The organism is Delftia tsuruhatensis NBRC 16741 (assembly GCF_001571325.1).
In the GTDB taxonomy this organism is placed as follows: domain Bacteria; phylum Pseudomonadota; class Gammaproteobacteria; order Burkholderiales; family Burkholderiaceae_C; genus Comamonas; species Comamonas tsuruhatensis.
The window spans coordinates 51,207-76,455 of the sequence record NZ_BCTO01000021.1 but is presented as its reverse complement, the minus strand read 5'-3'; the positions used below and the strand labels follow the sequence as shown (position 1 = coordinate 76,455).

At 68.2% G+C, this 25,249-nt stretch carries 28 protein-coding genes; 24 read left to right on the top strand and 4 right to left on the bottom strand.

Annotated features, from left to right (window positions below):
* Window positions 1–8 precede the first annotated feature (8 nt).
* The 5 genes from DTS01S_RS09815 (at window position 9) to DTS01S_RS09795 (ending at window position 3,465) form a co-directional block, all read left to right on the top strand.
* Entirely contained in the window at window positions 9–146 is a 138-nt protein-coding gene (locus DTS01S_RS09815) for a cbb3-type cytochrome oxidase subunit 3 (protein ID WP_016445200.1), read from the top strand.
* A gap of 27 nt (window positions 147–173) precedes the next feature.
* Window positions 174–1,091, top strand: a complete 918-nt coding sequence (gene ccoP, locus DTS01S_RS09810) for a cytochrome-c oxidase, cbb3-type subunit III (RefSeq protein WP_016445201.1) — start codon at window positions 174–176, stop codon at window positions 1,089–1,091.
* Window positions 1,092–1,168: 77 nt separating this feature from the next.
* Entirely contained in the window at window positions 1,169–2,623 is a 1,455-nt protein-coding gene (gene ccoG, locus DTS01S_RS09805) for a cytochrome c oxidase accessory protein CcoG (protein ID WP_016445202.1), read from the top strand.
* Window positions 2,624–2,680: 57 nt separating this feature from the next.
* The gene (locus DTS01S_RS09800; protein ID WP_046987267.1) at window positions 2,681–2,995 is read left to right on the top strand and encodes a FixH family protein; all 315 of its coding nucleotides are present in this window, start codon (window positions 2,681–2,683) and stop codon (window positions 2,993–2,995) included.
* Between the two features lie 182 nt (window positions 2,996–3,177).
* Window positions 3,178–3,465, top strand: a complete 288-nt coding sequence (locus DTS01S_RS09795; RefSeq protein ID WP_017405745.1) for a hypothetical protein — start codon at window positions 3,178–3,180, stop codon at window positions 3,463–3,465.
* Window positions 3,466–3,546: 81 nt separating this feature from the next.
* Here the strand turns inward: DTS01S_RS09795 and fnr are convergent, their stop codons facing one another.
* Window positions 3,547–4,266, bottom strand: coding sequence for a fumarate/nitrate reduction transcriptional regulator Fnr (fnr, locus tag DTS01S_RS09790; protein WP_016445205.1), 720 nt, complete (start codon window positions 4,264–4,266; stop codon window positions 3,547–3,549).
* 161 nt (window positions 4,267–4,427) lie between these two features.
* Here fnr and hemN point away from each other — a divergent pair, with 161 nt between their 5' ends.
* The 4 genes from hemN to DTS01S_RS09770 all read left to right on the top strand — a co-directional run bounded on the left by hemN (window position 4,428) and on the right by DTS01S_RS09770 (window position 10,448).
* On the top strand, window positions 4,428–5,810 hold the full coding sequence (gene hemN, locus DTS01S_RS09785; protein ID WP_016445206.1) for an oxygen-independent coproporphyrinogen III oxidase: 1,383 nt from the start codon (window positions 4,428–4,430) through the stop codon (window positions 5,808–5,810).
* 5 nt (window positions 5,811–5,815) lie between these two features.
* Window positions 5,816–6,541 carry a sulfite exporter TauE/SafE family protein gene (locus DTS01S_RS09780; RefSeq protein ID WP_017406349.1) on the top strand — a complete coding sequence of 242 codons (726 nt, stop codon included), beginning with the start codon at window positions 5,816–5,818 and terminating at the stop codon, window positions 6,539–6,541.
* 173 nt (window positions 6,542–6,714) lie between these two features.
* Window positions 6,715–7,965: an HD-GYP domain-containing protein gene (locus DTS01S_RS09775; RefSeq protein ID WP_061287660.1), complete on the top strand. Its 1,251-nt coding sequence runs from the start codon at window positions 6,715–6,717 to the stop codon at window positions 7,963–7,965.
* Window positions 7,962–10,448 carry a bifunctional diguanylate cyclase/phosphodiesterase gene (locus tag DTS01S_RS09770; protein WP_016445209.1) on the top strand — a complete coding sequence of 829 codons (2,487 nt, stop codon included), beginning with the start codon at window positions 7,962–7,964 and terminating at the stop codon, window positions 10,446–10,448. The genes DTS01S_RS09775 and DTS01S_RS09770 overlap by 4 nt, the downstream gene beginning before the upstream one ends.
* Here DTS01S_RS09770 and DTS01S_RS09765 read toward each other — a convergent pair.
* The 3 genes from DTS01S_RS09765 to DTS01S_RS09755 form a co-directional block, all read right to left on the bottom strand.
* Window positions 10,412–11,230: a sulfite exporter TauE/SafE family protein gene (locus tag DTS01S_RS09765; protein ID WP_016445210.1), complete on the bottom strand. Its 819-nt coding sequence runs from the start codon at window positions 11,228–11,230 to the stop codon at window positions 10,412–10,414. The two genes, DTS01S_RS09770 and DTS01S_RS09765, sit on opposite strands and share 37 nt — an antisense overlap.
* A gap of 391 nt (window positions 11,231–11,621) precedes the next feature.
* Complete coding sequence (locus tag DTS01S_RS09760; protein WP_016445211.1) at window positions 11,622–12,023, bottom strand: cell division protein ZapA; 402 nt, start codon at window positions 12,021–12,023, stop codon at window positions 11,622–11,624.
* Between the two features lie 32 nt (window positions 12,024–12,055).
* Window positions 12,056–12,265, bottom strand: a complete 210-nt coding sequence (locus DTS01S_RS09755; protein WP_012204637.1) for a hypothetical protein — start codon at window positions 12,263–12,265, stop codon at window positions 12,056–12,058.
* Between the two features lie 255 nt (window positions 12,266–12,520).
* On the opposite strand from DTS01S_RS09755, the gene DTS01S_RS09750 reads away from it, so the two are divergent.
* From DTS01S_RS09750 to DTS01S_RS09680, 15 genes are all read left to right on the top strand, one after another.
* Window positions 12,521–13,918 carry a cobyrinate a,c-diamide synthase gene (locus DTS01S_RS09750; protein WP_017407403.1) on the top strand — a complete coding sequence of 466 codons (1,398 nt, stop codon included), beginning with the start codon at window positions 12,521–12,523 and terminating at the stop codon, window positions 13,916–13,918.
* Window positions 13,918–14,511, top strand: coding sequence for a bifunctional adenosylcobinamide kinase/adenosylcobinamide-phosphate guanylyltransferase (locus tag DTS01S_RS09745; RefSeq protein WP_017407402.1), 594 nt, complete (start codon window positions 13,918–13,920; stop codon window positions 14,509–14,511). Before DTS01S_RS09750 ends, DTS01S_RS09745 begins: the two co-directional genes overlap by 1 nt.
* Window positions 14,508–15,386, top strand: a complete 879-nt coding sequence (locus DTS01S_RS09740; protein WP_026062894.1) for an ABC transporter substrate-binding protein — start codon at window positions 14,508–14,510, stop codon at window positions 15,384–15,386. Before DTS01S_RS09745 ends, DTS01S_RS09740 begins: the two co-directional genes overlap by 4 nt.
* Before the next feature lie 41 nt (window positions 15,387–15,427).
* Window positions 15,428–16,411, top strand: a complete 984-nt coding sequence (locus DTS01S_RS09735) for a FecCD family ABC transporter permease (protein WP_017407400.1) — start codon at window positions 15,428–15,430, stop codon at window positions 16,409–16,411.
* Complete coding sequence (locus DTS01S_RS09730) at window positions 16,408–17,205, top strand: ABC transporter ATP-binding protein (RefSeq protein WP_061287659.1); 798 nt, start codon at window positions 16,408–16,410, stop codon at window positions 17,203–17,205. The genes DTS01S_RS09735 and DTS01S_RS09730 overlap by 4 nt, the downstream gene beginning before the upstream one ends.
* Window positions 17,206–17,655 carry an aminoglycoside phosphotransferase family protein gene (locus DTS01S_RS09725; RefSeq protein ID WP_370671611.1) on the top strand — a complete coding sequence of 150 codons (450 nt, stop codon included), beginning with the start codon at window positions 17,206–17,208 and terminating at the stop codon, window positions 17,653–17,655.
* Window positions 17,656–17,739: 84 nt separating this feature from the next.
* Window positions 17,740–18,531 carry a phytanoyl-CoA dioxygenase family protein gene (locus tag DTS01S_RS09720; protein WP_017406301.1) on the top strand — a complete coding sequence of 264 codons (792 nt, stop codon included), beginning with the start codon at window positions 17,740–17,742 and terminating at the stop codon, window positions 18,529–18,531.
* A 225-nt stretch (window positions 18,532–18,756) separates the two neighbouring features.
* Entirely contained in the window at window positions 18,757–19,002 is a 246-nt protein-coding gene (locus DTS01S_RS09715) for a DUF6364 family protein (RefSeq protein WP_016453068.1), read from the top strand.
* Entirely contained in the window at window positions 18,999–19,436 is a 438-nt protein-coding gene (locus DTS01S_RS09710; RefSeq protein ID WP_016453067.1) for a TA system VapC family ribonuclease toxin, read from the top strand. Before DTS01S_RS09715 ends, DTS01S_RS09710 begins: the two co-directional genes overlap by 4 nt.
* Before the next feature lie 29 nt (window positions 19,437–19,465).
* Entirely contained in the window at window positions 19,466–20,131 is a 666-nt protein-coding gene (locus tag DTS01S_RS09705) for an aspartate/glutamate racemase family protein (RefSeq protein WP_061287658.1), read from the top strand.
* Window positions 20,132–20,194: 63 nt separating this feature from the next.
* Window positions 20,195–20,764, top strand: a complete 570-nt coding sequence (gene cobO / locus DTS01S_RS09700; protein WP_013803210.1) for a cob(I)yrinic acid a,c-diamide adenosyltransferase — start codon at window positions 20,195–20,197, stop codon at window positions 20,762–20,764.
* A 39-nt stretch (window positions 20,765–20,803) separates the two neighbouring features.
* Window positions 20,804–21,511: a 5,6-dimethylbenzimidazole synthase gene (bluB, locus tag DTS01S_RS09695; protein ID WP_061287657.1), complete on the top strand. Its 708-nt coding sequence runs from the start codon at window positions 20,804–20,806 to the stop codon at window positions 21,509–21,511.
* Window positions 21,508–22,602 (top strand): adenosylcobinamide-phosphate synthase CbiB, encoded by a 1,095-nt coding sequence (gene cbiB, locus DTS01S_RS09690; RefSeq protein WP_061287656.1) that lies wholly within the window; start codon window positions 21,508–21,510, stop codon window positions 22,600–22,602. The genes bluB and cbiB overlap by 4 nt, the downstream gene beginning before the upstream one ends.
* A complete protein-coding gene (locus tag DTS01S_RS09685; protein WP_061287655.1) occupies window positions 22,599–23,642 on the top strand; it encodes an aminotransferase class I/II-fold pyridoxal phosphate-dependent enzyme in 1,044 nt (347 codons plus the stop codon). Before cbiB ends, DTS01S_RS09685 begins: the two co-directional genes overlap by 4 nt.
* A complete protein-coding gene (locus DTS01S_RS09680) occupies window positions 23,629–25,134 on the top strand; it encodes a cobyric acid synthase (protein ID WP_061287654.1) in 1,506 nt (501 codons plus the stop codon). Before DTS01S_RS09685 ends, DTS01S_RS09680 begins: the two co-directional genes overlap by 14 nt.
* Window positions 25,135–25,249: the final 115 nt, after the last annotated feature.

The following is a 25,249-nucleotide window of genomic DNA, read 5'->3' as shown; positions in this document are numbered from 1 at the left end:
AGAGCGACATGGACATCACCACCATGCGCATCGTGGCCACGCTGGCCTCTCTGGCCTGCTTCATCGGTATCTGGTGGTGGGCGTTCGCCCGCCGCAACCAGGCCCGTTTCGAAGAGGCCGCCCAGCTGCCGTTCGAGCAAGACTGAGTCCCTCCACCAGAACGAGAACTTCCCATGAGCGATTTCGTAAACAACTTCTGGTCGATCTATGTCACGGCTATCACGCTGGGCGGCATCATCGGCTGCCTGCTGCTGCTGTATCTCACCGCACGCAAGAAGGTGGTCCCCTCGGCCGACAACACCACGGGCCACGTCTGGGACGAGGACCTGCGCGAGCTGAACAACCCCATGCCCAAGTGGTGGATGTGGCTGTTCATCATCACCTCGGTGTTCGGCTTCGCCTACCTGGCGGCCTATCCGGGCCTGGGCTCGTTCGCGGGCAAGCTGGGCTGGACGCAGCTGGGCGCCTATGAAAACGAGATGGCCAAGGCCCGCGCGGACCTGGAGCCGCTGTACGCCAAGTTCACGAGCATGAGCACCGAAGACATGGCCAAGGACCCCCAGGCAATGGCCATCGGCGAGCGCCTGTTCATGAACAACTGCGCGCAGTGCCACGGCTCGGATGCACGCGGCGGCAAGAGCTTCCCCAACCTGACCGATGGCGACTGGCTGCATGGCGGCACGCCCGACAAGATCAGGGAAACCATCACGGCGGGCCGCATCGGCATCATGCCGCCCATGGCCGCTGCCGTCGGCACGCCCGACGATGTGCGCAACCTCTCGCACTATGTGCTGAGCCTGTCGGGCAGCCCGCACGACTCGCTCAAGGCTTCGCTGGGCAAGTCCAAGTTCACGGCCTGCGCCGCCTGCCATGGCATGGACGGCAAGGGCAACCAGGCCCTGGGCGCGCCCAACCTGACCGATGACATCTGGCTGCACGGCTGGGGCGAGGCCGCCATCACGGCCATGATCAACAACGGCAAGCACAACGAGATGCCTGCCCAGAAGGACAAGCTGACCGAGGCGCAGATCGCGGTGCTTGCCTCCTATGTCTGGGGCATGTCGCACAAAGACGGCGCAGTCCGTCAATAAGGACAGGGGGCGGCGCTGCGGCGCCGCCTTTTTGCCTTTTGAGTTTTCAGATATTCCAAAAAACCAAGGAACCCACCATGAAGCCCGAGAACGGGGATGATGCCGGGAAGCCTCCCCGCAAAGTCATTCCGATCACGCCTGCCGACCCGGACCCGGGCCAGCTGGTGTCGATGTTCGAGTCCGAGAAGAAGGTCTACCCGCGCTCCATCAGCGGTGTCTTCGCACGCTGGCGATGGGCTCTGGTGTTTCTCACCCAACTGGTTTTCTATGGCCTGCCCTGGCTGGAATGGGGGCAGCGCCAGATGGTGCTGTTCGACCTGGGTGCGCGGCGCTTTTACCTGTTCGGGCTGGTGCTGTACCCGCAGGATTTCATCTACCTGGCGGGCCTGCTGATCATCTCGGCGCTGGCGCTGTTCCTGTTCACGGCCGTGGCCGGTCGCCTGTGGTGCGGCTTTTCCTGCCCGCAGACGGTCTACACCGAAATCTTCATGTGGGTGGAGCGCAAGGTCGAGGGCGACCGCAGCGCGCGCATGCGCCTGGACAAGAACGGCTGGACCTTTGAAAAGCTCTGGAAGAAGTCGCTCAAGCAGTTGCTGTGGATTGCCATTGCCCTGTGGACCGGCTTCACCTTCGTGGGCTACTTCGTGCCCATCCGCGAGCTGGGCGGCGAGCTGCTGGCGCTGCAGGGCAGCTGGCAGGTCTTCTGGGTGCTGTTCTACGGCTTCGCCACCTATGGCAACGCCGGCTACATGCGCGAGCAGGTCTGCAAGTACATGTGCCCCTATGCGCGCTTTCAGAGCGCCATGTTCGACCGCGACACCATGATCGTCAGCTACGACACGGGCCGGGGCGAGCCGCGCGCGCCGCGCACCAAGAAGGTGGACTACAAGGCCCAGGGCCTGGGCGACTGCATCGACTGCAAGATGTGCGTGCAGGTCTGCCCCGTGGGCATCGACATCCGCAACGGCCTGCAGTACGAATGCATAGGCTGCGGTCTGTGCATAGACGCCTGCAATTCCATCATGGACAAGATGGAGTATCCGCGCGGCCTCATCCGGCTGACCACGCAGAACGCCATGGCCGGCCTGTGGCGGCGGGCCCAGGTGCTGCGCCGCATCTTCCGTCCGCGCGTGCTGGTCTACTCGGCCGTGCTGATCGGCCTGAGCATGGCCATGATCGTGAGCCTGGCGTTGCGCCAGTCGGTCAAGGTCGACGTGATACGCGACCGGGCGTCGCTGTCGCGCATCGTCGCGGGCGGCAAGCTGGAAAATGTCTACCGCCTGCAGATCATGAATGCCACCGAGCAGGCCCAGCGCTACCGCATCAGCGCCCATGGCCTCGACGGGCTGGAGCTGGCGTCCGAGCAGGAGGTCGAGGTCGGCCCGGCCGAGACGCGCGGCATTGCGGCGCGGCTGCAGATTCCCTACGGTTCCGCCGAGCCGGGCTCGCACACCGTATTCTTCGATATCGATGCCGTGCATTCAGGCGCGGGACGCGCGTCCGAAAAGGCCGTCTTCCTGGTGCCCCGGTGATATGTCTGGCCGGCGCCGCCCAGGCTGCGCCGGCTGTTTGAAAGAAAGAGGTTATCCATGTCTTCCAGTCCCGCAGTCTCCGCGCCCGCCACGGCCCCTTCGCATCCGGACGCCGGCAAGCCCTGGTGGAAGTTCGCCCATGTCTGGCTCGTGGTGGCCGGCCCGGCCGCCGTCGTGGTGGCCGGCGTGGTCACGGCCATCATTGCGATCAATGGCGCCGATCCCGTGATCGATCCTGACTATTACCGCAATGGCATCACCATCAACGAGCGTGCCGATGGCGTGCGCGAAGTGCCCAAGAGCCTGGCGCCCGCGGTCACCGGCCGCAACCACGCGGCCACGCCCGCGCAGGACCATCCCACGGACCGCTGAACGCAGGAAAATGCCGTGCACAAGGCCGCAGTCGCGGCCTTTTTTGCATGGTGGATGGCATCTCCAGCATGCGCGAGGGCCAAGGGTTTCCTACAGGCAGTGCAGGGTGCGCAGGGCTTGGCACGGTGCGAGGGCGGCGCGCACAATGAAAGCCACCCCTCGACAGCTCAAGGAGATCGCTGATGTTGGCCCAACGCTGGATGTGGATTGCCTGGCCGGCCTTTCTGGCCGCCGCCGTGATGGAGATGCTGGTATTCGCCTTCGTGGACCCGCTGGAGCTGCACTGGCTCGGAGACCTGGGCTGGTCGCGGCAGGGAATCTACACGCTGGCCTTCTTCGCCTTCTGGGGCGTGACCATGCTGTCCAGCCTCATGACCACCATGCTGGGACGCTCCACGCACGATCTCAACGACGGCGTGGTCTCCGAGCCGGACCCAAATCTGGCCGTGCAGGGCCTGGGGCGCGATTGAACCTGCGTGCACTGCAATGGCAATGAACAAGGCCCGCGACAGCGGGCCCTGTTCATTGCCGGGGGGCGGGGCCTTGCGGCCTCACTGGCACTGCTGGCTGTTGACGATGCGCTTGAGCGCGTCCGTGTCCAGGATGCGCAGATGGCGCTGGCGCACCTCGATGATGTTTTCTTCGGCAAACTTCGAGAAGGTGCGGCTCACCGTCTCCAGCTTCAGGCCCAGGTAGCTGCCGATTTCCTCGCGCGTCATGCGCAGCACCAGTTCCGACTTGGAAAAGCCCCGGGCGTGCAGGCGCTGCACCAGGTTGAGCACGAAGGCGGCCAGGCGCTCCTCGGCACGCATGCTGCCCAGCAGCAGCATCACGCCATGCTCGCGCACGATCTCGCGGCTCATGACCTTGTGCACATGGTTTTGCAGGGCCGTGACCTCGCGCGACAGGTCCTCCAGCTTGTCGAAGGGCATGACGCAGACCTCGGCGTCTTCCAGCGCGACCGCATCGCAGGTGTGGTGGTCGTTGACGATGCCATCCAGGCCGATGATCTCGCCGGCCATCTGAAAGCCCGTGACCTGGTCGCGCCCGTCCTCGGTGGCCACGCAGGTCTTGAAGAAGCCCGTGCGGATGGCGTACAGCGAGGTGAAGGACTCACCGTTGCGAAACAGCAGGCCGCCGCGCTTGACCTTGCGGCGCGTGGCCACGATGTCGTCGATGCGCTGCATCTGCTCGGCATCCAGGCCCATGGGCATGCACAGCTCGCGCAGGTTGCAATTGGAACAGGATGCTTTGATGGTCTGAAGGTTCATGGAGTAAACATCAGCGGCGCAGCAGTGCGCCGGCGGTGACCTCGTGGATGGCGATGAGTTGGATCAAATTGTCGCAGCACTGCCGCGAACAACTCTTGATATGAGTCAAGGACGCGGCCAATGGGCTGCGGCACAGTGGACGACATTAGAGGAAAAAACCCATGACCGCTGTCACCCCAGAGCTGCTGCGTCGCTTCGACGTACCGGGGCCCCGATACACCTCGTTCCCCACGGCCGATCGTTTCGTGGAGGCTTTCGGTGCTGAAGACTATATCCTGGCACTTGAGCACCGCAAATCGAGTACCGCAGCGCGGGCCATGCCTTTGTCGCTGTATGTGCATGTGCCGTTCTGCGAGTCGCTGTGCTACTACTGCGCCTGCAACAAGATCGTGACGCGCCACCACGATCGCGCGGCCGTCTACCTGGACTACCTGGCGCGCGAGATGGCCTTGCACACGGCCCATTGCGGCAAGGGCCAGGCCGTCAGCCAGCTGCACCTGGGCGGCGGCACGCCCACCTTCTTCTCGGACGATGAGCTGCGCACGCTGATGGCCCTGCTGCGCGAGCATTTCAAGCTGGAGCCGGGCGGCGAATACTCCATCGAGGTCGATCCGCGCACCGTCAGCGTCGAACGCCTGGCCGTGCTCAAGGAGCTGGGCTTCAACCGCCTGAGCTTCGGCGTGCAGGATTTCGACGAACAGGTGCAGATCGCCGTGCACCGCGTGCAGCCGGCCGAGCAGGTGTTCGCGCTGGTGGCAGCGGCACGGCAGCTGGGCTTTGCCTCCATCAACGTGGACCTGATCTACGGCCTGCCCAAGCAGACGCCCGAGTCCTTCGAGCGCACGCTGGCCCAGGTCAATGCGCTGCGGCCCGACCGCATCGCGCTCTATGCCTATGCCCACCTGCCCGAGCGCTTCAAGCCGCAGCGGCGCATCGCGGCCGAGGACCTGCCCCAGGGCGCCGACAAGCTGGCCATGCTCTCGCGCTCCATCGCGGCCTTCATGGACGGCGGCTATGTCTACGTCGGCATGGACCACTTCGCCTTGCCCGAGGACGCGCTGGCCGTGGCCAAGCGCCAGGGCCGGCTGCATCGCAACTTCCAGGGCTACAGCACCCAGCCCGACTGCGACCTGATTGCGCTGGGCGTGTCGGCCATCGGCAAGGTGGGGGCCAGCTACAGCCAGAACGCCAAGACGCTGGAGGAGTACTACGACGCCATCGACGCCGGCCACCTGCCCGTGGTGCGCGGCCTGGCACTGTCGCGCGATGATCTGGTGCGGCGCGCCGTCATCATGGCCATCATGTGCCAGGGCGCCGTGCTGTTCGAGCCCATGGAGCAGGCCTGGCTGCTGGGCTTTCGCGAGTACTTCGCCCCCGAGCTGGCGGCGCTTCAGGACCTGCAGGCCAAGGGGCTGGTGCAGATCAGCGACGAGGGATTCCAGGTCACGCCCATGGGCTGGTACTTCGTGCGTGGCGTGGCCATGCTGTTTGACCGATATCTGCAGGCCGACAAGAACCGGGCGCGGTTTTCGAGGATCATCTAGGCCCCATGCTGTTGTCGCTGCTCTGGACCGCTTTGATCATGGGGCTCGTCGGCGGGCCCCATTGCCTTGCCATGTGCGCCGCGCCCTGCGGCGTGGTCACGGGCGGGGCGGGGCAGGGCACGGTACAGGGTGGTGGGCAGGTGGTCGCCGTCCATGGACTGCAAAGCCGGCTGTGGCTGCGCACGGCGCTGTTCCATGGCGGGCGGCTGGCCGGCTATGCCAGCCTGGGCGCCGCCTCGGCGCTGGCCATGGAAAGCCTGTCCTGGCTCACCAGCCAGACCACGGCGCTGCAGCCGTTCTGGACGCTGACCCATGTCGCCGTGATGGCCTGGGGCCTGGCCATGATGGTGCAGGCCCGCCAGCCCGCCTGGCTGGAGTCTGCGGGCCGCGCCGCCTGGCGGCGCGTGCAGCCCTGGGTGTCCGCCCCTGGCGGCACGCTGGCGGCGGGCTATGCCTGGGCGCTCATGCCCTGCGGACTGCTGTATTCGGCCGTGCTGGTCGCCGCGCTCAGCGGTGGCCCCTTGCAGGGCGCATCGGCCATGGCGGCCTTTGGCGTGGGCAGCGGGCTGTGGCTGGTGGCCGGCCCCTGGCTGTGGCGGCTGGGCCGCCAGCGCCTGAACGGCCTGCGTGCCGAATGGGGCACGCGGCTGGCCGGCCTGATGCTGGTGGGCGTGGCCGTGTGGGCGCTGTGGATGGACCTGATCTACAAGCCCAGTCTCTGGTGCCGATGAACAACAGCGGGGGACAGACTTGGTCCTGAGGGTCGCGGATTGCCTGCAAGGCCCTCAGAACTGGAGATAATGCCCGAATCATCGGCTTACATTTGCCGATTCCTTCAGCCTCGGGGCCGTTGCCGCGCGTGAACCATTCCGTCCTCATCGATATCCGAGACCTCCGTCCGGGCATGTTTGTCCAGCTCGATGTTGGATGGCTGAACCATCCCTTTCCGGTCAGCAGCTTCAAGATCACCTCCAGCGCACAGATCCAGACCCTGAAATCCCTGGGCCTGGAGGCGGTGCGCTGCGTTCCGCACAAAAGCGACGCCTGGCCGGCCGAGGTGCGCACTCCGCCGCCGCAGCCGCAGCCGCTGCCCGCTGTGGCGGCCGCCGCAGCCGAACCCGCCGAGGAACCTGCACCGGCAGCGCCGCTGCTGCTGTCTGTGCCCAACTGGCGCGGCCGGCTGGAGGACTGCAATGCGCGCTTTCAGAAGGTGGAGCGTGGCTATGTGGCCATCGAAACCACCCTTGCCAGCGCGCCCGAGCAGGCGCGAATGCCCACCGAAGCCCTGGTCGACGGCTGCCTGGCCGAACTGGCCGGCCCGCAGGACGTGGCGATTCACCTCCTGTCCGATGGCGTTGGCAGCAACCAGAGCGTGCATGCCGTCAACGTGACCGTGCTCGGCCTGCTGCTGGGCCGGGCCCTGGGCCTGGAGGCTGCGCTGCTGCGCGACCTGGGCCTGGCGGCGCTGCTGCACGATGCCGGCAAGCCGGTGGCCGGCGCCGAAGGCATGCACGGCCTGGCCCTGGAGTCTTCCGTGCCCGACGCGCTGCGCGACCGCTACGAGCGCCATGTGGGTGAATCGGTGGCCATCGCCATGCGCATGGGCCTGTCGGCCCAGGTCACCACCGCCATCGCACAGCACCATGAATGGGCCGACGGCACGGGATTCCCGCTGAGCCTGGTGGCCGAGGACATGGAGCTCACGGGCCAGATCCTGGCCCTGGTCAACACCTATGACCGCCTGTGCAATCCCGGCGATGCGCAGACGCCGCACACGCCGCACGAGGCGCTGTCCATGCTGTTCAGCCGGCTGCGCGACAAGTTCGCCGCGCCCGTGCTCAATGGCTTCATCCGCATGATGGGCGTGTTCCCGCCGGGCTCGGTGGTGGAGCTGACCGATGGGCGCCATGCCATGGTCATGTCCGTCAATGCATCACGGCCGCTCAAGCCTTCGGTGATGGTCCATGACGCCAGCGTGCCGGCCGCCCAGGCGCCCGTGCTGGCGCTGGAGCTGTTTCCCGCGCTGGGCATACGCCGGGGCGTGGCTCCTGCGCAGTTGCCGCGCGACGCGCTGGACTATCTGTCGCCGCGCCGGCGTGTCTGCTATTACTTTGAACGGGCGGTGGAATTGGATCCGCCGAAGGTGGCGTCTTGAACAAGCAAGCGCTCAACCGCGCCTGGCCCCGCCTGCTCGATGCACTGCAGGAGGCGCTGTGGCTGATCGATGCCCGCAGCCTGAAGGTGCTGCGCGCCAACGCCGCCAGCGAATCCGTCACCGGCTATGAGACCGATGCCGCCGTGGGACTGCCCGTGCAGGTGCTGGCCGCCACGCCGCAGCAGCAGGCGTTCTGGAGCGACCCCTTCAACTGGCAGGCCGGCGCCCAGTTCATTTCCGAGGTGCGCCGTGCCGACGGCCAGCTGGCGCCCGTGGAGATGCGCGTGCGCGCGCTCGACGGCGAGGTGCTCCTGGTCAGCATGCTGGACCGGCGCGAGCAGGCGCTGCACGAGGCCGAATTCGAAAGCCTGCTGGGCGAGTTGCGCGCCACGCTGGAGTCGGCGGCCGACGCCATCCTGGTGTGCGATCCCGATGGCCGTATCCGCGCCTTCAACCACCGATTCGCCACGCTCTGGGGCATTCCCGAGGCGTTGCTGGTGCGCCGCAACGACGCGGCCATCCTCGATCACCTGGCCGGCCAGGTGCGCGATGCCGAGTCCTACGCGCAGCAGTTGAAGCTGCTGTCGGCCCAGCCCCTGATGGAAGCGTCCGACGTACTGGACCTGCGCGACGGCCGCATTCTGGAGCGCCGCGCCGTGCCCCAGCTGCGCCGGGGCCTGCCCATGGGGCGCATTTTCTCCTTCCGCGACATCACGGCCGAGGCCCAGACCCAGGCGGGCCTGGAACTGGCTGCGCGGGTCTTCGAGTCCAGCCTGGACGGCATCTTCATCGCCGATGACCACATGGACGTGGCACGCACCAACCCGGCCTGCGAACGCTTGCTGGGCGGCATGCCCGTGCAGGGCCGCACGGTGGAATCGCTGTTCGAAGCCACCGAAGACCCATCCGACACGCTGGGCGACCTGGCCCGCATACAGTGGCATCAAGGCGGCTTCTGGGAGGGCGACCTTTGGCTGCGCCAGGCCGGCGGTGCGCGCTGCGCCGTGCGCCTGTCCTGGGTGCCGCTGCGCAATGCGCAGGGCGACGTGGTGCAGAGCATCGGCTTCATGCGCGACCTCACCCAGCAGCGCGTGGCACAGCAGCGCATCGAACAGCTGGCCTACAGCGACGCGCTCACCGGCCTGCCCAACCGGCTCAATCTCACGGAGCGCGTGGATGCGGCCATCGAGGCCGCACGCGCAGGCGGCACGGTGTTCAGCATCCTGTTCATCGACCTGGACCGCTTCAAGATCATCAACGACTCGCTGGGCCACCAGTTCGGCGACCGAGTGCTCAAGCTGGTCGCACAGCGCCTGAGCGACTGCATGCGGCCGGTAGACATCCTGTGCCGCCTGGGCGGCGACGAGTTCGTGCTCTACCTGCACGGCTGCAACGCCGAGCTGGCTGCCGCGGTGGCCAGGCGCATCCTGCAGGAGATGGAGCGGCCCTTCCTGCTCGACGGCCTGGGTTTTTCCGTGCAGTGCAGCATCGGCGTGGCCCAGTACCCGGCCGACGGCCTCACGCTGGACGAGCTGATCCGCCAGGCCGACACGGCCATGTACCGCGTCAAGGAGCGGGGCCGGGGCCATTTCAGCTTCTACCAGCCGCAAATGAGCGCGGGCCTGCTGTCGCGCATGAAGCTGGAGCATGCCATGCGCCAGGCGCTGGAGCATGGCCGCATGGCCGTGTACTTCCAGCCCCAGGTGCACATCGACAGCGACCGCATCGTCGCGGCCGAGGCGCTGCTGCGCTGGACCGACCCCGAATTCGGCGTGGTCTCGCCCGGTGTCTTCATTCCGCTGGCCGAGGAGTCGGGCTACATCGTCACGCTGGGCGCCTGGGTCATGGAGCAGGCGGTGCAGGAGGCTGCGCGCTGGCAGAAGCAGGGCATGCCGATCAAGGTGTCGGTCAATGTCTCGGCGCTGGAATTTCGCCAGTCGGGCTTTGTCGAGCGCGTGACCGAGCTGCTGCGCCGCTACGGCCTGGAACCCCATCTGCTGGAGCTGGAGCTGACCGAAAGCATCCTGCTGCAGGATGCACAGGACATGGCGCTGCGCGTATGCCAGATCGCCGATCTGGGCGTGGGCATGGTCATCGACGACTTCGGCACCGGCTACTCCAACCTGGCCTATCTGAAGAAGCTGCCCATCTCCAAGATCAAGATCGACCAGAGCTTCGTGCGCGGCCTGCCCAGCGACGAGGGCGACCAGGCCATCGTCGGCGCCATCATCAGCCTGGGTCTGGCGCTGGGCGTGGAGATCGTGGCCGAGGGCGTGGAAACGCACGAGCAGCTGACGGCCATCCACCGCATGCAGGGCCACTACTTCCAGGGCTTTCTGTGCGCGCCGGGCCTGCCGCGCGAGCAATTCGGCGAATGCCTGCAAGCCCAGCGCGCCGGCATCGGCGCCATCGCCTACCGGCAGAGAATGGCCCAGGTGGCAAGCGCTCAGCTGCCTGCGCTCAAGCCCTTCCAGAGCATGTAGGCCGCCAGGCCGAACAGCAGCGTGGCGAAGATCCGCTTGAGCTGGGCCACGGGCAGCCGGTGCGCGGCCCGCGCGCCTAGCGGCGCGGTCAGCACGCTGCAGCAGGCCAGTGCCAGCAGGGCCGGCAGCCACAGGTAGCCCAGCGAATATTCGGGGCGTCCCGCATCACCGGCGCCTGTGAAGATCAGGCCTGCCGCATTCACCACGGCAATCGGAAAGCCCAGCGCCGCGCTGGTGCCCACGGCCATGTGCATGGGCACCGAGCAGCGCATCATGAAGGGCACGCTGATGAAGGCCCCGCCCGCACCCACCAGCCCCGAGATGAAGCCCAGGCCCGTGCCGGCACCGTACAGCCCCAGCGGCCCCGGCAGGGCGCGCGTGGCCGTGGGCTGGCTGTTGCTGCGCAGCATGCGCAGCGCCATGTAGCCGATGAACACGCCAAAGAACAGCGCCAGGTACTTGCCACGCAGCAGTGCGAAGACTCCCAGGCTGGCCAGCAGCCCGCCCGTGATGATGCCCGGCGCCAGGCTGCGCACGATGTCCCAGCGCACGGCGCCGCGACCGTGGTGGGCGCGCAGGCTGGAGATCGAGGTGAACACGATGGTGGCCATGGCCGTGGCGATCGCCATCTTCACGGACAGGTCCGGGCCGACCCCGCGCTTGTCGAGAAAGTAGGTCAGAAACGGCACAAGCACCATGCCGCCGCCCACTCCCAGCAGGCCGGCCAGGAAACCGGAGCACAGGCCCAGCAGGGCCAGTTCGAGAAACAGCAGATCAGGCATGCGGCGGCAGATCGGTAGTGGAGGGGCGGGCAACAAAAAACCCGGCGCACCGTGGAGGTGCGCCGGGTTGGAATCAGGTGTCTGCAAAGACCACCGGGCCGTCATCCTGAACCGGGGTTCAGGGGGGCAAGGGCAGCCAGACGTTGGGTTCATCTGACGCGAGACGATCACGCTCGAATGGCAATGTACCAAGCCCGGGCTCATAGAGCATTGGTCCAAGGAACTATAAAGCCCGGCGGGTTTGCAGACGCCTCCATTCTAAGGCCGTTGATCAGGCCCGCGATCAAGTTCTTTGAACGGCATGGGCTTTTCATTGACATGGGCGATGCAATGAAAACAGCCTCCGAAGAGGCTGTCGTGCGGGGCAAGGAAAGGCAGCGGCGGCCCAGGCTCAGATCAGCCGCGCATCGCCCTCCAGGGCCTGGTCCAGGCGCAGCACCAGTTGCTCGGCAAGGGCCTGCTGGCGCGCACGCTCGGCCAGTTCCTCGGGGCTGGGCTCGGGCGGCTGGGATGGGGCGTTGTGCTGGGAAGCGGCCTCGTCATGCAGGGACTGCATCTCGGCCTGGGCCGTGGCCATGGCGCTTTCCTGGGCTTCGCGGTCCAGCACGTCGAAGGCCATGTTCAGCGCGGACAGCACGGCCACGCGCTCGCGGGAGCGGACCTTGCCGCTGTCGCGGATGCGGGTCATGGCCGTGTCCACACGGCGCACGGCTTCGAGCAGACGCTCTTCCTGGCCATCGGGGCAGGTCAGCACATAGCTTTGCTGCAGGATTTGCACTTCGATCTGCTTCATGGGCGTTCGGGGCGTCGGCGGTTGCGAAGGGGTCAGGCCCCCTGGTTGGAGGGCAGGCGCTCGATCAGGGCATCGACGCGGGCCCGGGCGGCGTTGAGCCGCGAGCGCAGCGAATCACGCTCCTGGGTCAGGGCCGCCACCTGCTCGGCGAGCAGCGCATTGGTGCGTTGCAGTTCCTCGTGGCGAACCAGCAGGCGCTCCACGCGCTCTGCAATGTGGTCGAGGGAAGTCTGGGAGGTCATAGACGCTGAGATTGTAGGACGTGCGAACGAAGTGAGCACATTCCGTGGAAGTATCCGAGGAAACCTGGTAACAGGCAGGCGTACACGGCTTGACGTCAGCGCCTTGCTCGGGTATTGGAGAGCGAGCGCCAGACTGTCTCACAAAATCGTAGCGCCATCTGTAGGACTCGTCTGCTTCGGCGGGATGTATTGCGTAAGCATTGGTTGCGGCCGCGGTGCGGGCGCGCACTACAATGCGCCGCGCGGAGCGAACACATGAACATTGACCTTGGCCAGGGCGGGGCACGCTGCCCGGCGCTGCTGATCACTTCCACGGCTTCGGGCCAGGGCAAGACCACGCTGACGGCTGCGCTGGCGCGGCTGCATGCGCGCCAGGGCCGGCGCGTGCGCGTGTTCAAGTGCGGCCCCGACTTCCTGGATCCGCACTGGCATGAACTGGCCAGCGGCGCGCCCGTGCACAGCGTAGACCTGTGGATGACGGGCGAGTCCGACATGCGTGCACGCCTGCACGCAGCCGCCTGCGAGGCCGATCTCATCCTGGTGGAAGGCGTCATGGGGCTGTTCGACGGCACGCCCTGCGCGGCCGATGTGGCCGAGCGGCTGGGCCTGGCGGTACTGGCCGTCATCGACGCCTCGGGCATGGCCGGCACCTTTGGCGCGCTGGCCCATGGCCTGCAGCACTATCGGCCGGGCCTGCGCTGGGCCGGCCTGCTGGCCAACCGGGTGGGCAGCGCCCACCATGCCGATCTGCTGCGTGCCGGCCTGCGCGATCCCTCGCTGTGGCTGGGCGCGCTGGCGCGCGTGCAGGGCAAGGGCGCCGCCTCGCTGCTGCCCGAAAGACACCTGGGCCTGGTCGCCGCACATGAACTGGACGATGCGCTGGTGCGCCTGGACGTGGCCGCCGACGCGCTGCAGGCTACGCCGCTGGGCCAGTTGCCCTGGCAGGCCGGGCCGGGGCAGGGCGCCAGCTGGCAGGACTGGTCCGTGGATTTTGAGCTGCCTGCCGAACGCACCGAGCAGGTGCAGCCCTGGCTGGCGGGCCGCACCGTGGCCGTGGCGCGCGACGCGGCCTTCAGCTTCATCTATGCGGCCAACCTCGACTGCCTGCGTGCCATGGGTGCGCGGCTGGCGTTTTTCTCGCCGCTGGCCGGCGAGCGCCTGCCGGATTGCGATGCGCTGTGGCTGCCCGGGGGCTATCCCGAGCTGCACCTGGATGCTCTGGCCGCCAATGCCGCGCTGCGCGGCGACATCGCCGGCCACGTGGCTGCCGGCCGCCCGGTCTGGGCCGAGTGCGGCGGTATGCTGGCGCTGTGCGAGCGACTGACCGACACCGCGGGCCGGACCACGGACCTCTGGGGCCTGTTGCCCGGCCATGCCTGCATGCAGCCGCGCCTGGCCGGACTGGGCATGCTGCAGCTGCCCACGCCCTGGGGCCTGCTGCGCGGCCACACCTTTCACTACAGCCGGCTGGAGACTTCCATGACCGAGGCCGGGCGCAGCAGCCGTCCGGGACAGGACGCCCATCCCGACCGGGGCGAGGCGCTGTACCGCCACGGCAGCGTGCATGCCAGCTATTTCCATGCCTGGTTTGCCTCGCAGCCGCGTGCCGTGGCCGCGCTGCTGGGCGCCGACATTCATCCGGGGACCGCGTGATGACCGAGCCCATCTCCACCGTTTCGCTTCCCCGCAGCCAGCTCATTGTGGGCGGCCAGAAAAGCGGCAAGTCGCGCCGCGCCGAATTGCTGGCGCGCGCCTGGCTCGATGGCGCACCGGACCGCGAGGCCGCGCTGATCGCCACCGGCCAGCCCTGGGACGACGAAATGCGCGAGCGCATCGCCCGCCACCGGCGCGACCGCGCCGAGCGCGTGCCCGGCATGGCCACGCTTGAGGAGCCGCTGGACCTGGCCGCCATGCTTGCGCGGCACAGCACGCCGCAGCGCCTGCTGGTGGTGGACTGCCTGACGCTGTGGCTGACCAACTGGATGATGCCGGCCCAGCCTTCCGAGGAACTGGCGCGTGGATGGTCGGGCCAATGCGCGGCCTTTCTTGACGCCTTGGAGGGCGCGCCCGGCCCGGTGATCCTGGTCGGCAACGAGATCGGCCTGGGCGTGATCCCGCTGGGGTCGCAGGTGAGGGCCTTCGTCGATGCGCTGGGCGTGCTCAACCAGCGCGCGGCGCAAAGCTGCGAAACCGTCACGCTGATGTGCGCCGGCCTGCCGCTGGCGCTCAAGGGCCCGCAGCCGTGAGGCCATGGCGTCCCGCCCTGTGGGGCCTGGCGTTGGCACTGGCGCTGTCTGCGGCGCAGGCTGCCATCCGGGTCACGGACGGGCGGGGCGTTCCGGTGGAGCTGCCACAGCCGCCGCAGCGCATCGTCAGCCTGCTGCCCTCGCTGACCGAAAGCGTGTGCGCGCTGGGCGGCTGCCAGCGTCTGGTCGGCGTGGACCGCTATTCGAACTGGCCGGCCCATGTGAAGACCCTGCCCGTGATGGGCGGCGGAATCGATCCCAACATCGAGGCCATCGTCGCGCTCAAGCCCGATCTGGTGCTGGTGTCCATGGCCTCGCGCTCGGTGGCGCGGCTGCAGGCATTGGGCCTCAAGGTCGTGGCGCTGGAGCCGCGCACCCATGCCGATGCGCAGGCCGTGCTGCGCACCGTGGGCCAGTTGCTGGACCTGCCGCCCGAGCAGGGTGCCGACCGGGTCTGGGCCGCCATCGAGGCGCGCATGCAGGAGGTGGAGCGCAGCATGGCCCCCGCGCTGCGCGGGCAGACCGTGTATTTCGAGGTCAACCGTGGCCCCTTTGCCGCAGGCGAGTCCTCGTTCATCGGCGAGACCCTGGCACGCCTGGGCATGCGCAACATCGTGGGTGCGCAGCTGGGGCCGTTCCCGCGCATCAACCCTGAATTCGTGGTGCGCGCCGACCCGGACTTCATCCTGGGCGGCGACCGCAGCCTGGGCACATCGGGCGAGCCCTATCCGGGCTGGGGCCGCATGCGCGCCATGCAGGCCGGGCGCGTCTGCCGCTTTGCGCCGGCCGAGCTGGACGTGCTGGTGCGCGCCGGCCCGCGCATGGCCGAGGGCGCCGCGCTGATGGCGCGCTGCCTGAACGGGGCCGCACGGTGAGGCAGGCCCGCAGGCACCACAGCGGCCTGGCGGCGCCTTGGATGGCGCTGGCCCTGCTGGCCGTGAGTGCCCTGCTCATGCTGCTGGGTGCGGGCGTGGGCAGCACGGGCTGGGAAAGCGTGTGGGCGGCGCGCAGCGATCCGCTGTCCTGGCAGATCGTCACCGAGATCCGGCTGCCGCGCACGGCGGGCGCCTGGCTGGCCGGCGGCCTGCTGGGGCTGGCCGGGGCCATTGCCCAGGGCGTGTTCCGCAACCCGCTGGCCGATCCCTATCTGCTGGGCAGCGCCTCGGGCGCCTCGCTGGGCGTTGCATTGAGCATGGCGGCGCTGGGCGCCTCGCCCTTTGCACTCGCGGGCCTGGCGCGCCTGGGCGTCACGGGCGCGGCCTTTGCGGGCGCGGCCCTGGCCGTGCTGCTGACCCTGGTGCTGGCCCAGGGCGTGCACAACACCATGCGCCTGCTGCTGGCCGGTGTGGTGGTGGGGGTGGTGCTGGGCGCGGCCGCATCGCTGGTGCTGCTGATGAACCCGGACATCATGCAGGCCATGCAGGCCTTCATGCTGGGCAGCACCTCCTTCATCGGCTGGGGCGCCTGCACGCTGATGCTGGCCGTGCTGCTGGCCACCGCCCTGGGCGCCTGGTGCCTGGGCCGCGTGCTCGACGGCCTGTCCCTGGGCGAGGCCACGGCCCACAGCCTGGGCCTGCCGCTGGCGCCGCTGCGCATGGTGCTCATCTTGCTGCTGGCGCTGGCCACGGGTACGGCCGTGGCGCAGACCGGGCTCATCGCCTTCGTCGGCCTGGCCGCGCCGCATCTGGTGCGCTCCATGGTGCGGTCCATGCACCGCTGGCTGCTGGTGCTCAGCGCCGGCATGGGCGCCGTGCTGCTGCTGGCCGCCGACCTGCTGGCGCGCTGGCTCATCGCCCCGCAGGAGCTGCCCGTGGGCGCGCTCACGGCCTTGCTGGGCGGCAGCTACCTGCTGTGGCTCATGCACCGCCGCCACGCCCTGCGCGGCGGGGAGGGCGCATGACGGCCCCCGCCCTGCAAGCGCGCGCCCTGAAGGTTCGCCTGGGCGATCGACAGGTCCTGGGCGGCCTGAGCCTGGCCCTGCCTGCCGGCCGCTGGAGCGCCATCGTCGGCCCCAATGGCGCAGGCAAATCCACGCTGCTGCGCGCCCTGGCAGGCATGGAATCCGGCGCTGGCGTGCAAGGCGAGGTGGAGCTCCTGGGTCGCCCGCTGCGGCAATGGAGTGCGCGCGAACGGGCCTGCTCGCTGGCCTGGCTGGGGCAGAACCAGCCCGTGGCCGGCGACATGCGGGTCCAGGACGTGGTCATGCTGGGCCGCCTGCCGCACCAGGGCTGGCTGGCGGCGCCCAGCCAGGCAGACCATGCCGCCGTGGAGCAGGCGCTGCGCCAGACCCAGGGCTGGGACTGGCGCATGCGCAGCGTGGGCAGTCTCTCGGGCGGGGAGCGCCAGCGCGTGCTGCTGGCGCGCGCCCTGGCCGTGCAGGCCCGTGTGCTGCTGATGGACGAACCCCTGGCCAACCTCGACCCGCCGCACCAGGCCGACTGGCTCGAATGCGTGCAAGCCCTGGTCGCCCAGGGCCGCACCGTGGTCAGCGTGCTGCATGAGATATCGATGGCCTTGCAGGCCCAGGACCTGGTCATTCTCGACAAGGGGCAAGTGGTGCACCAGGGGGCCTGCGCCGACGCGGCCACGCATGCGGCGCTGGAGGCCGTGTTCGAGCACCGGCTGCGCATCCGCGCCATCGACGGGCAGTGGCTGGCCCTGCCACGGCTGCGGGGGCAAGCCGCAGCTCCCTGATTGCCTGTCGGAAAAAATGTCTCTCCATGCGCCGTATCTGAGCCGCTGGGCTCTGACCATCGATGGCCAGCCCCTGTCCACGCCGCGCGGCGTGCTGCTGCCCGTGCGCGCGACGTGGCCGTGCTGCATGGCGACCTTCACCACGGCAATGTGCTGGACTTCGGCCCCCTGGGCTGGCTGGCCATCGACCCCAAGGGCCTGCACGGCGAGCGCGGCTTCGACTACGCCAACATCCTGAGCAGTCCCGACCCCGCCAGCGCACTGGCGCCGGGGCGCTTTGCGCACCGCATGGCCACCATTGCCGAAGTCTCGGGCATTGAGCACAGGCGCCTGTTGCAATGGGTGCAGGCCTGGTCGGGGCTGTCTGCCGTCTGGAGCATGGAAGACGGTGATGATCCTGGCGCTGCAATGGCTGTGGCGCAAATGGCGGCTTCGGCCTTGGCATGCTGATTTTCAGACTGCGATACATCTCTTTTTCTGCCCCAACAGGGTGAAATGGCGCTTCACAGAAAAAGAGGGTGGAGGAATTTTTCGATGCTTGCCGATGCACTGGGGATGTTTGAACAGCAGGGATTTGTCATCTGGCCAAGACCCATGGAGAAGGGCCTTCTCGACAGCTTGGTGGCATCTGTTGAAGCCATCCAGCGCCATGCGCAGGCCAGGACACTGGATCCGGCGCTGGACGAGCTGTTGGTGTACGAGAAAGATCTGTCGGCCAGCAAGCGCGCCGGCTTGGATGGTGCCCTTACCGGAAACTCGATCTTCATTGTTGGAGATCCCGCCCGCTTTGATGAAGTCTTCGCAGAGACACTTCACGATGCCGCGCTTGTCTCGGCGGCAACGACGCTTCTTGGCGTGGACGAGGCAGTGGTCCATTTCATGAACGTGACCATCAAGAATCCCGGATTCGGACGGTCAATCTCCTGGCACCGCGATTATCCCAATGGGTATTTCTGCACCAGGGATTCCAGCTTTGTTCGTCTGATGATCTGCCTGGATGGCATGTCGGTGGAGAGCGGTGCCACCTGCTTTGATGCGGGCACTCATCGCATCTCCGACAAGGAGGCGCAGCAGCAGAAGGTGAGTGGCACCTGGCCCACTCCCGATCCGGCCGACACCGTCACCGTGCAGTGTGACCCGGGCCAGATCGTGGCGATCCACCCGAAGGTGCTTCATGGCGGAGGCATGAATACCGGCTCTGGAATGCGGCGCAACGTCATCCTGCAGATTGGCACTCTGGGTGCAGAGCCCATGACACACGCCGAAGAATCTCTGACCGGCATCGTCATCGGCGCGAAAGGCTGCAGGGAACACCTGAATCGCTGAAGGCGTATCGGGGACGAGGCCAAGGCCATCGTGGACCGCGTGGTGAGGGGCATGATGCCTTCGCCCATCCTTCGCTCATCCCTCGTCCAAGGGCATCTGAAGGGCGCAGGCCGGCCTGGTTGTCCTGCCAGCGGAATTTTTCTAACATACAGAAATCTGTACGAAAGATCTTTGCAAAGGATCTGTGCGAGAAATCTGTACGAAATTCCTGCTCTGGGGGCCGTCATGAAGACCACGCTTGACCTCAACGATGCATTGCTGACCGAAGCAAAGACCTATGCGGCACAGCAGCACACCAGCCTGACGCGCCTGATCGAGGAGGGCCTGCAATTGCGCTTGCGCAAGGCCCAGGCGCCTGCCCGGCGCGTGCGCCTTCCCGTCTACCACGGCAAGGGCGGACTGGCACCGGGGCTGGACGCACTGAGCAACCGCGCGCTGCTGGATGCCGCCGGTCAGCAGGATCAACCATGACGCCCGATGTCAACCTGCTGGTTGCGGCATCGCGCAGCGACCACCCCCATCATTCGGTGGCCCGCGACTGGCTGGAGCAGGCCATGGCCGATGCCAGCCAGGGCGTGCTGCTGAAATTGCAGCCCATGGTGGTGGCGAACTTTCTGCGCCTGGTCACGCATCCGAAGATCTTCGTCAACCCGACTCCTATGGTCGAGGCTTTGCGCTTCGTTGACGCATTGCTGGCATCGCCCGGCGTCGAGCAGGCCGTGCTGGGTGCCGAATGGCCGGCGTTAAGGCAACTGTGCGCCGACAAGGCGCTTTCCGCCAATGACGTACCGGACGCTTGGCTGGCCGCTGCCGCCATCCACCAGGGCGAGCATGTGGTCAGCTTCGATGCCGATTTCAAGCGCCTGCTGCCGCGCTCCCAGTTCACCCGGCTGGCGCCCCAATAATTCCTTTCCTTTTCAGATTCCCCCAATCCATGACCCGCATCGCCCTCATCCACGCCCTCAGCCATTCCGTCGCTCCCATCAACGAAGCCTTTGCGCGCGACTGGCCCGAGGCGGTACGCATGAACCTGCTGGACGACAGCCTCTCGGCCGACCTGGCGCGCAACGGGCGCGGGCTGGACGCCGCCATGCACGAGCGCTTCCAGCGCCTGGCGCAGTACGCCGTGGACACGGGCGCGCAGGGGATCTTGTTCACCTGCTCGGCCTTCGGCCCCTGCATCGAGGCCGTGGCCGCGCGCCATGCGCCGCTGCCTGTGCTCAAGCCCAACGAGGCCATGATCGAAGAGGCGGTGCAGGCCGTGCAGGGCCAGCAGGGTGCTTTGGGTTTGATCTCCAGCTTCGCGCCCACGCTGCAGTCCATGCCGCCGGAGTTCCCGGCCAGCATCGAATTGGTGCCTGCCCTGGCCGATGGCGCCATGGACGCGCTCAACCGCGGCGACACCGCCACGCATGACCGCCTGGTGGTCGAGCAGGCCAGGGCCCTGGCTGCGCGTGGCTGCACGCGCATTGCGCTGGCCCAGTTCAGCATGGCGCGTGCCCGCGCCGCCTGCGAGGCCGCCACGGGCCTGCCCGTGCTCACCACGGTGGACAGCGCCGTGCGTGCCCTGCAGCGCCGGCTGGGCGCCCGCCTCGGTTAAAGTGGCGCTCCGCTGCGGCGCATGCCCGCCGCAGCGCGTGCAACTTTTGAGGATGACAGACCCATGCAGATCGAACAGGCCCCGACGGAAAAGCCCTATGAAAAGCCCGAAGGCGAACGCCGTGGCCTGGTGCTGGTGAACACCGGCGACGGCAAGGGCAAGAGCACGGCGGCCTTCGGCCTGGCCCTGCGCGCGCATGGCCGGGGCAAGTCCGTCAAGATCTTCCAGTTCATGAAGGTGCCCACCGCGCGCTTTGGCGAGCACCGCATGTTCGAGCAGCTGGGCATGCCCATCGAGGGACTGGGCGACGGCTTCAGCTGGAAGAGCCAGGACCATGAACGCTCTGCCCAGATCGCACGCGAAGGCTGGGAGCGCGCCCGCACGGCCATTCTCTCGGGCGATCACTTCCTGGTCGTGCTCGACGAAATCACCTATCCGCTGATCTACGGCTGGCTGCCGCTGGAGCCCGTGCTGCAGGCCCTGGCCGACCGCCCGCGCCATGTGCACGTCATGCTCACGGGCCGCCGCTGCCCCGAGGAAATCATTGCCGTGGCCGATACCGTCACGCGCATGGAACTGGTCAAGCACGCCTTCCAGGCCGGCATTCCCGCCCAGCGTGGTATTGAGGACTGATGCCGCCCGCAGGCCCGGCCTGCGGCGGACAATGGCGGCATGAGCAGCGAAACGCATTCCCGGGCGCCAGAGACCATTCCCGCCCAACCCTTTGCCGAGGCCGATCGGGCAGCCGTCTACCGCGCGATCCATGAGCGGCGCGACATGCGCCATTTCTGCGGAGGCGAGGTCGCGCCCGATGTTCTGCTGCGCCTGCTGCGCGCGGCCCACCATGCGCCCAGCGTCGGCTTCATGCAGCCCTGGCGTTTCATCCGCGTGCGCGATGCGCAGTTGCGCCAGGAGATCCATGCCGTGATCGAGCAGGAGCGCCTGCAGACCGCCCGCGCCCTGGGCGAGCGCGAGGAAGACTTCATGCGGCTCAAGGTCCAGGGCGTGCTGGATGCGGCCGAGGTGCTGGTCGTGGCCATGCCGCCCGGGCGCGATGCCCATGTCTTCGGCCGCCGCACCCTGCCCGAGATGGATGTGGCCTCGGCCGCCTGCGCCATCCAGAACATGTGGTTGGCCGCGCGTGCCGAGGGGCTGGGGCTGGGCTGGGTCTCGCTGTTCGATCCCGAGGTGCTGGCCGCACTGCTGCAAATGCCCGTGGGCAGCCGGCCGCTGGCCGTGCTGTGCCTGGGCCCCGTGTCGGCCTACTATGCCGAGCCCATGCTGCAGCAGCAAAAGTGGGCCAGCCGCGCACCGCTGCAGGACATGCTCTACGACGACCTGTGGGGCCAGCGCGCCGCCGGCCCACAACCGCAGGCATGAGCGACAGCCCTTCCTGGCAACTTCTGGGCGCCGCGCTCAGCCCGCTGTGGTGGTGCTGGCAGGCGCTGTCGCAGCCGCAGGCCCAGGTCCAAGCCGAACCCTGGGCGCGCCACGCCCTGGCCGCCGCGCTGGCCGTTCCCGTGGCCCTGCTGATCGACCGGCTCTGGGGCGAGCCGCCCGTGTGGATGCACCCCGTGGTCGCCATGGGCCGGCTGCTGGCTGCGGTTGGGCGAAGAATTGCCCCACGCGAAGAACATGTGCGCGACTGGCCACGCTTTGCGCTGGGCGCAGTCGCCTGGTGCCTGCTGGCGCTGCTGTTCTTCGCCATCTACGCGTTCATCCAGTGGCTGCTGCCGCCCATGCCCTGGTGGCTGGGGGCGCTGGTGCTGGGGGTGCTGCTCAAGCCCTTGCTGTCCTGGCGCATGCTGCGCGACGAGGTGCTGGCCGTGGAAGCCGCACTGCAGCAATCCCTGCCTGCAGGCCGCGAGCGCCTGACCTGGCTGGTCAGCCGGGACACGGCGCAGCTCGACGCAGGCCAGGTGCGCGAAAGCGCCATCGAAACCCTGGCCGAGAACCTCAGCGACTCCGTGCTGGCGCCGCTGTTCTGGTTTTCCGTGGCCGGTCTGCCGGGCGCGGCCCTCTACCGCTTTGCCAACACGGCCGATGCCATGTGGGGCTATCCGGGCTGGCGCGGTCAGGGCGATGACCGGCGCCACTGGCAATGGGCCGGCAAATGGACGGCGCGTGCCGATGACCTGCTCAACTGGATACCGGCGCGCCTGACCGCCTCGCTGCTGGCCTTGTCCGGCCTGGCCGCTGGCCGACGTCCGGGCTGGGGTGCGCTGCGCCAGGACGCGCGCATCACCCCGTCGCCCAACGGCGGCTGGCCCATGGGCGCCATGGCAAGGCTGCTGGGTGTGCGCCTGGGCAAGCCCGGCGTCTACGTGCTCAACCCCGCAGGCTGCGTGCCGCAGGCGGCCGAGCTGCAGCAGGCCGTGGCGCATGCGGGCCGCGTGGTCGCCATGCTGGTGGCTGCAGGGCTGGCCGCCGCCCTGGTCATTGCATGGGCGATGGCAGGAAAGACACCATGAAACCGATCCCAGTCACCCACGGCGGCACGGATGCGCTGGGCGTGCCCGCGCACGATTTCTCCACCAACCGCAATGCCTGCGGACCTTGCCCGCAGGCGCTGGATGCGCTGTCCCAGGCACATGCAGCCCAGTACCCGGACCCGCACTACACGGCGTTGCGCGCACGGCTGGCGGACCTTCATGGCGTGCAGGCCGAGCGCATCGTCATCGCGGCCAGTGCCAGCGACTTCATCCACCGAATCACCATGCATGCGGTGCGAGAGGGCGCGGCCGTCGCCAGCCTGCCGGCACACCACTATGGCGACTACGCCCACGCGGCCCAGGTCTGGCGCCTGCGCCAGGCCGCGCGCGACGGCATCACCGAGGCCGGCCCCGGCCTGCACTGGGCCTGCGCGCCATCGAGCCCGCTGGGCCAGCCCGAAGATGTCTGGCCCCTGTGGAGCGAGCCCGCACCGCCCGGCACCTGGCGCGTGATCGACTGCGCCTATGCGCCCCTCAGACTGGAGCCGGGCATGGAACCCGCCGTGCCCTCCCTGGTGCGCGATGCCTGGCAGATGTGGACTCCCAACAAGGCCCTTGGCATGACCGGCGTGCGCGCGGCCTACGCCATTGCGCCCGAAGCCGTGCCGCACGACGAGATCGAGGCCTTGCGTGCCCTGTCACCCTCCTGGCCCGTGGGCGCCCATGGCGAGGCCATGCTCACGGCCTGGACCGCACCGGCCACCCGGCAATGGCTGGCGCAAAGCCTGCAACGGCTGCGCGATTGGAAGGCGCAACAGATCGATCTGGTGCAGCGCCTGGGCTGGCAGGTGCTGCCCGGCTCGCAGGCCAATTACTTTGTGGCGCGCTGGCCGCAGGCACGGCAGGGCGACGCCATGCAGACGCGTCTGGCCCAACTGCGCGCGCAGGGCATCAAGCTGCGCGACTGCGACAGCTTCGGCCTGCCCGGCTGCGTGCGCATGGGCGTGCTGGCGCCTGCATCCCAGAACGCCTTGCTGGCTGCCTGGCAGCCAATGGAGAAACACCATGCAATCGAGTGAACCCGCCGCCGTGAACCTGCCCTTGCCCGAGCCCGGCCAGCGCCCCGCGCTGTGCGTGATGGTGCTGGGCACCAGCAGCGGTGCCGGCAAGAGCTGGGTGGCCACCGCGCTGTGCGCCTGGTACCGCGCCCAGGGCTACAAGGTGGCGCCCTTCAAGGCGCAGAACATGAGCAACAACGCGCGCGTGGTCTGCGCGCCGGGCGGTGCCTGGGGCGAGATCGGCACGGCACAGTATCTGCAGGCCCTGGCCGCAGGCTGCGCGCCCGATGTGCGCATGAACCCGCTGCTGCTCAAGCCCGAGGCCGACATGCGCAGCCAGGTCGTGCTGCTGGGCCGGGTCAGCGAGGAACTCTCGGCCTTGCCCTGGCGCGGCCGCAGCGCCCGCGTGTGGCCGCAGATCGCCGAGGCGCTGGACAGCCTGCGTGCCGACAACGACGTGGTCGTCATCGAGGGCGCAGGCTCGCCGGCCGAGATCAACCTGCATGCCAGCGACGTCGTCAACATGCGCGTGGCGCGCCACTGCGGCGCGCATTGCCTGCTGGTATCCGACATCGACCGCGGCGGCGCCTTCGCCCACCTCTACGGCACCTGGGCGCTGCTGCCTCCGGAAGAACAGGCGCTGATCCGCGGCTTCGTGCTCAACAAATTCCGGGGCGACGCCAGCCTGTTGGCGCCCGCCCCGCAGATGCTGCAGGAGCGCACCGGCGTGCCCACCGTGGCCACCATCCCCATGCAGTTCCAGCATGGCCTGCCGGAGGAGGATGGCGTCTTTGACGACCGTGGCTCTGGAGGCGGGGCGGTACGCGCCGTGCACACCACCATCGCCATCGTCGCCTACCCGCGCATCAGCAACCTCGACGAATTCCAGCCCCTGCTGCAGGTGCCGGGCCTGCGCGTGGTCTGGGCGCGCACGCCGGCCCAGCTGGCCGGCGCGGACTGGATCATCCTGCCGGGCTCCAAGGCCACGGCTGCCGATCTGGCCTGGATGCGGTCCCAGGGCCTGGATGCTGCCGTCGCCGCCCATGCGGCGGCAGGCCGGCAGGTGCTGGGCATCTGCGGCGGCCTGCAAATGCTGGGCGAGGCGCTGATCGACCTGCACGGCGTGGACGGCAACGCAGCCGGCCTGGGCCTTCTGCCGCTGACGACCCTGTTCGCGCCCGACAAGACCGTGCTGCCCGCCAGCGTGCAGCTGCCGCCGCTGCCAGGGGCTTGGGCGGCGCTGTCCGGCGTGCAGGCCCGGGTCTATGAAATCCACCATGGCCAGACCAGCGTGCGCCCCGACATGGTGGCTGCCGGCAGCGCCGTGGCCGAGCCTGTGCCGGGCCTGCTGTGGCACAGCCCTGACGGCCGCATCGCCGGCTGCTATTGGCACGGCCTGTTCGAGAACGCGGACGTGCTGCGCGCCCTGTGGGGTGCCGAGGTACCCACGCTGGACAGCGTCTTCGCGCGCATGGCCGATGGCGTTCAGCGCTGGTTTGCCACCCAGGCTTGACCCAGGTCGGCCACCGCTTGCGCGTTGCGCGGCAACATGTAGGCCATGGACTGCATGCGCAGCCGTGCTGTACCGATAAATGGGGAGCTGGAAAACACGCATGCTTGGGCCTTGA

Excerpts from the sequence above, each read along its gene's own strand:
- DTS01S_RS09760 (WP_016445211.1), bottom strand. The coding sequence starts at position 12,023 with ATGAAGCAGATCGAAGTGCAAATCCTGCAGCAAAGCTATGTGCTGACC.
- DTS01S_RS09800 (WP_046987267.1), top strand. The coding sequence starts at position 2,681 with ATGTCTTCCAGTCCCGCAGTCTCCGCGCCCGCCACGGCCCCTTCGCAT.
- DTS01S_RS09795 (WP_017405745.1), top strand. The coding sequence starts at position 3,178 with ATGTTGGCCCAACGCTGGATGTGGATTGCCTGGCCGGCCTTTCTGGCC.
- DTS01S_RS09745 (WP_017407402.1), top strand. The coding sequence starts at position 13,918 with ATGACCGAGCCCATCTCCACCGTTTCGCTTCCCCGCAGCCAGCTCATT.
- cbiB (WP_061287656.1), top strand. The coding sequence starts at position 21,508 with ATGAGCGACAGCCCTTCCTGGCAACTTCTGGGCGCCGCGCTCAGCCCG.
- DTS01S_RS09705 (WP_061287658.1), top strand. The coding sequence starts at position 19,466 with ATGACCCGCATCGCCCTCATCCACGCCCTCAGCCATTCCGTCGCTCCC.
- DTS01S_RS09815 (WP_016445200.1), top strand. The coding sequence starts at position 9 with ATGGACATCACCACCATGCGCATCGTGGCCACGCTGGCCTCTCTGGCC.
- ccoG (WP_016445202.1), top strand. The coding sequence starts at position 1,169 with ATGAAGCCCGAGAACGGGGATGATGCCGGGAAGCCTCCCCGCAAAGTC.
- DTS01S_RS09730 (WP_061287659.1), top strand. The coding sequence starts at position 16,408 with ATGACGGCCCCCGCCCTGCAAGCGCGCGCCCTGAAGGTTCGCCTGGGC.
- bluB (WP_061287657.1), top strand. The coding sequence starts at position 20,804 with ATGAGCAGCGAAACGCATTCCCGGGCGCCAGAGACCATTCCCGCCCAA.
- fnr (WP_016445205.1), bottom strand. The coding sequence starts at position 4,266 with ATGAACCTTCAGACCATCAAAGCATCCTGTTCCAATTGCAACCTGCGC.
- DTS01S_RS09680 (WP_061287654.1), top strand. The coding sequence starts at position 23,629 with ATGCAATCGAGTGAACCCGCCGCCGTGAACCTGCCCTTGCCCGAGCCC.
- DTS01S_RS09775 (WP_061287660.1), top strand. The coding sequence starts at position 6,715 with ATGTTTGTCCAGCTCGATGTTGGATGGCTGAACCATCCCTTTCCGGTC.
- ccoP (WP_016445201.1), top strand. The coding sequence starts at position 174 with ATGAGCGATTTCGTAAACAACTTCTGGTCGATCTATGTCACGGCTATC.
- DTS01S_RS09685 (WP_061287655.1), top strand. The coding sequence starts at position 22,599 with ATGAAACCGATCCCAGTCACCCACGGCGGCACGGATGCGCTGGGCGTG.
- DTS01S_RS09720 (WP_017406301.1), top strand. The coding sequence starts at position 17,740 with ATGCTTGCCGATGCACTGGGGATGTTTGAACAGCAGGGATTTGTCATC.
- DTS01S_RS09780 (WP_017406349.1), top strand. The coding sequence starts at position 5,816 with ATGCTGTTGTCGCTGCTCTGGACCGCTTTGATCATGGGGCTCGTCGGC.
- cobO (WP_013803210.1), top strand. The coding sequence starts at position 20,195 with ATGCAGATCGAACAGGCCCCGACGGAAAAGCCCTATGAAAAGCCCGAA.
- DTS01S_RS09765 (WP_016445210.1), bottom strand. The coding sequence starts at position 11,230 with ATGCCTGATCTGCTGTTTCTCGAACTGGCCCTGCTGGGCCTGTGCTCC.
- DTS01S_RS09750 (WP_017407403.1), top strand. The coding sequence starts at position 12,521 with ATGAACATTGACCTTGGCCAGGGCGGGGCACGCTGCCCGGCGCTGCTG.
- DTS01S_RS09735 (WP_017407400.1), top strand. The coding sequence starts at position 15,428 with ATGGCGCTGGCCCTGCTGGCCGTGAGTGCCCTGCTCATGCTGCTGGGT.
- hemN (WP_016445206.1), top strand. The coding sequence starts at position 4,428 with ATGACCGCTGTCACCCCAGAGCTGCTGCGTCGCTTCGACGTACCGGGG.
- DTS01S_RS09710 (WP_016453067.1), top strand. The coding sequence starts at position 18,999 with ATGACGCCCGATGTCAACCTGCTGGTTGCGGCATCGCGCAGCGACCAC.
- DTS01S_RS09755 (WP_012204637.1), bottom strand. The coding sequence starts at position 12,265 with ATGACCTCCCAGACTTCCCTCGACCACATTGCAGAGCGCGTGGAGCGC.
- DTS01S_RS09715 (WP_016453068.1), top strand. The coding sequence starts at position 18,757 with ATGAAGACCACGCTTGACCTCAACGATGCATTGCTGACCGAAGCAAAG.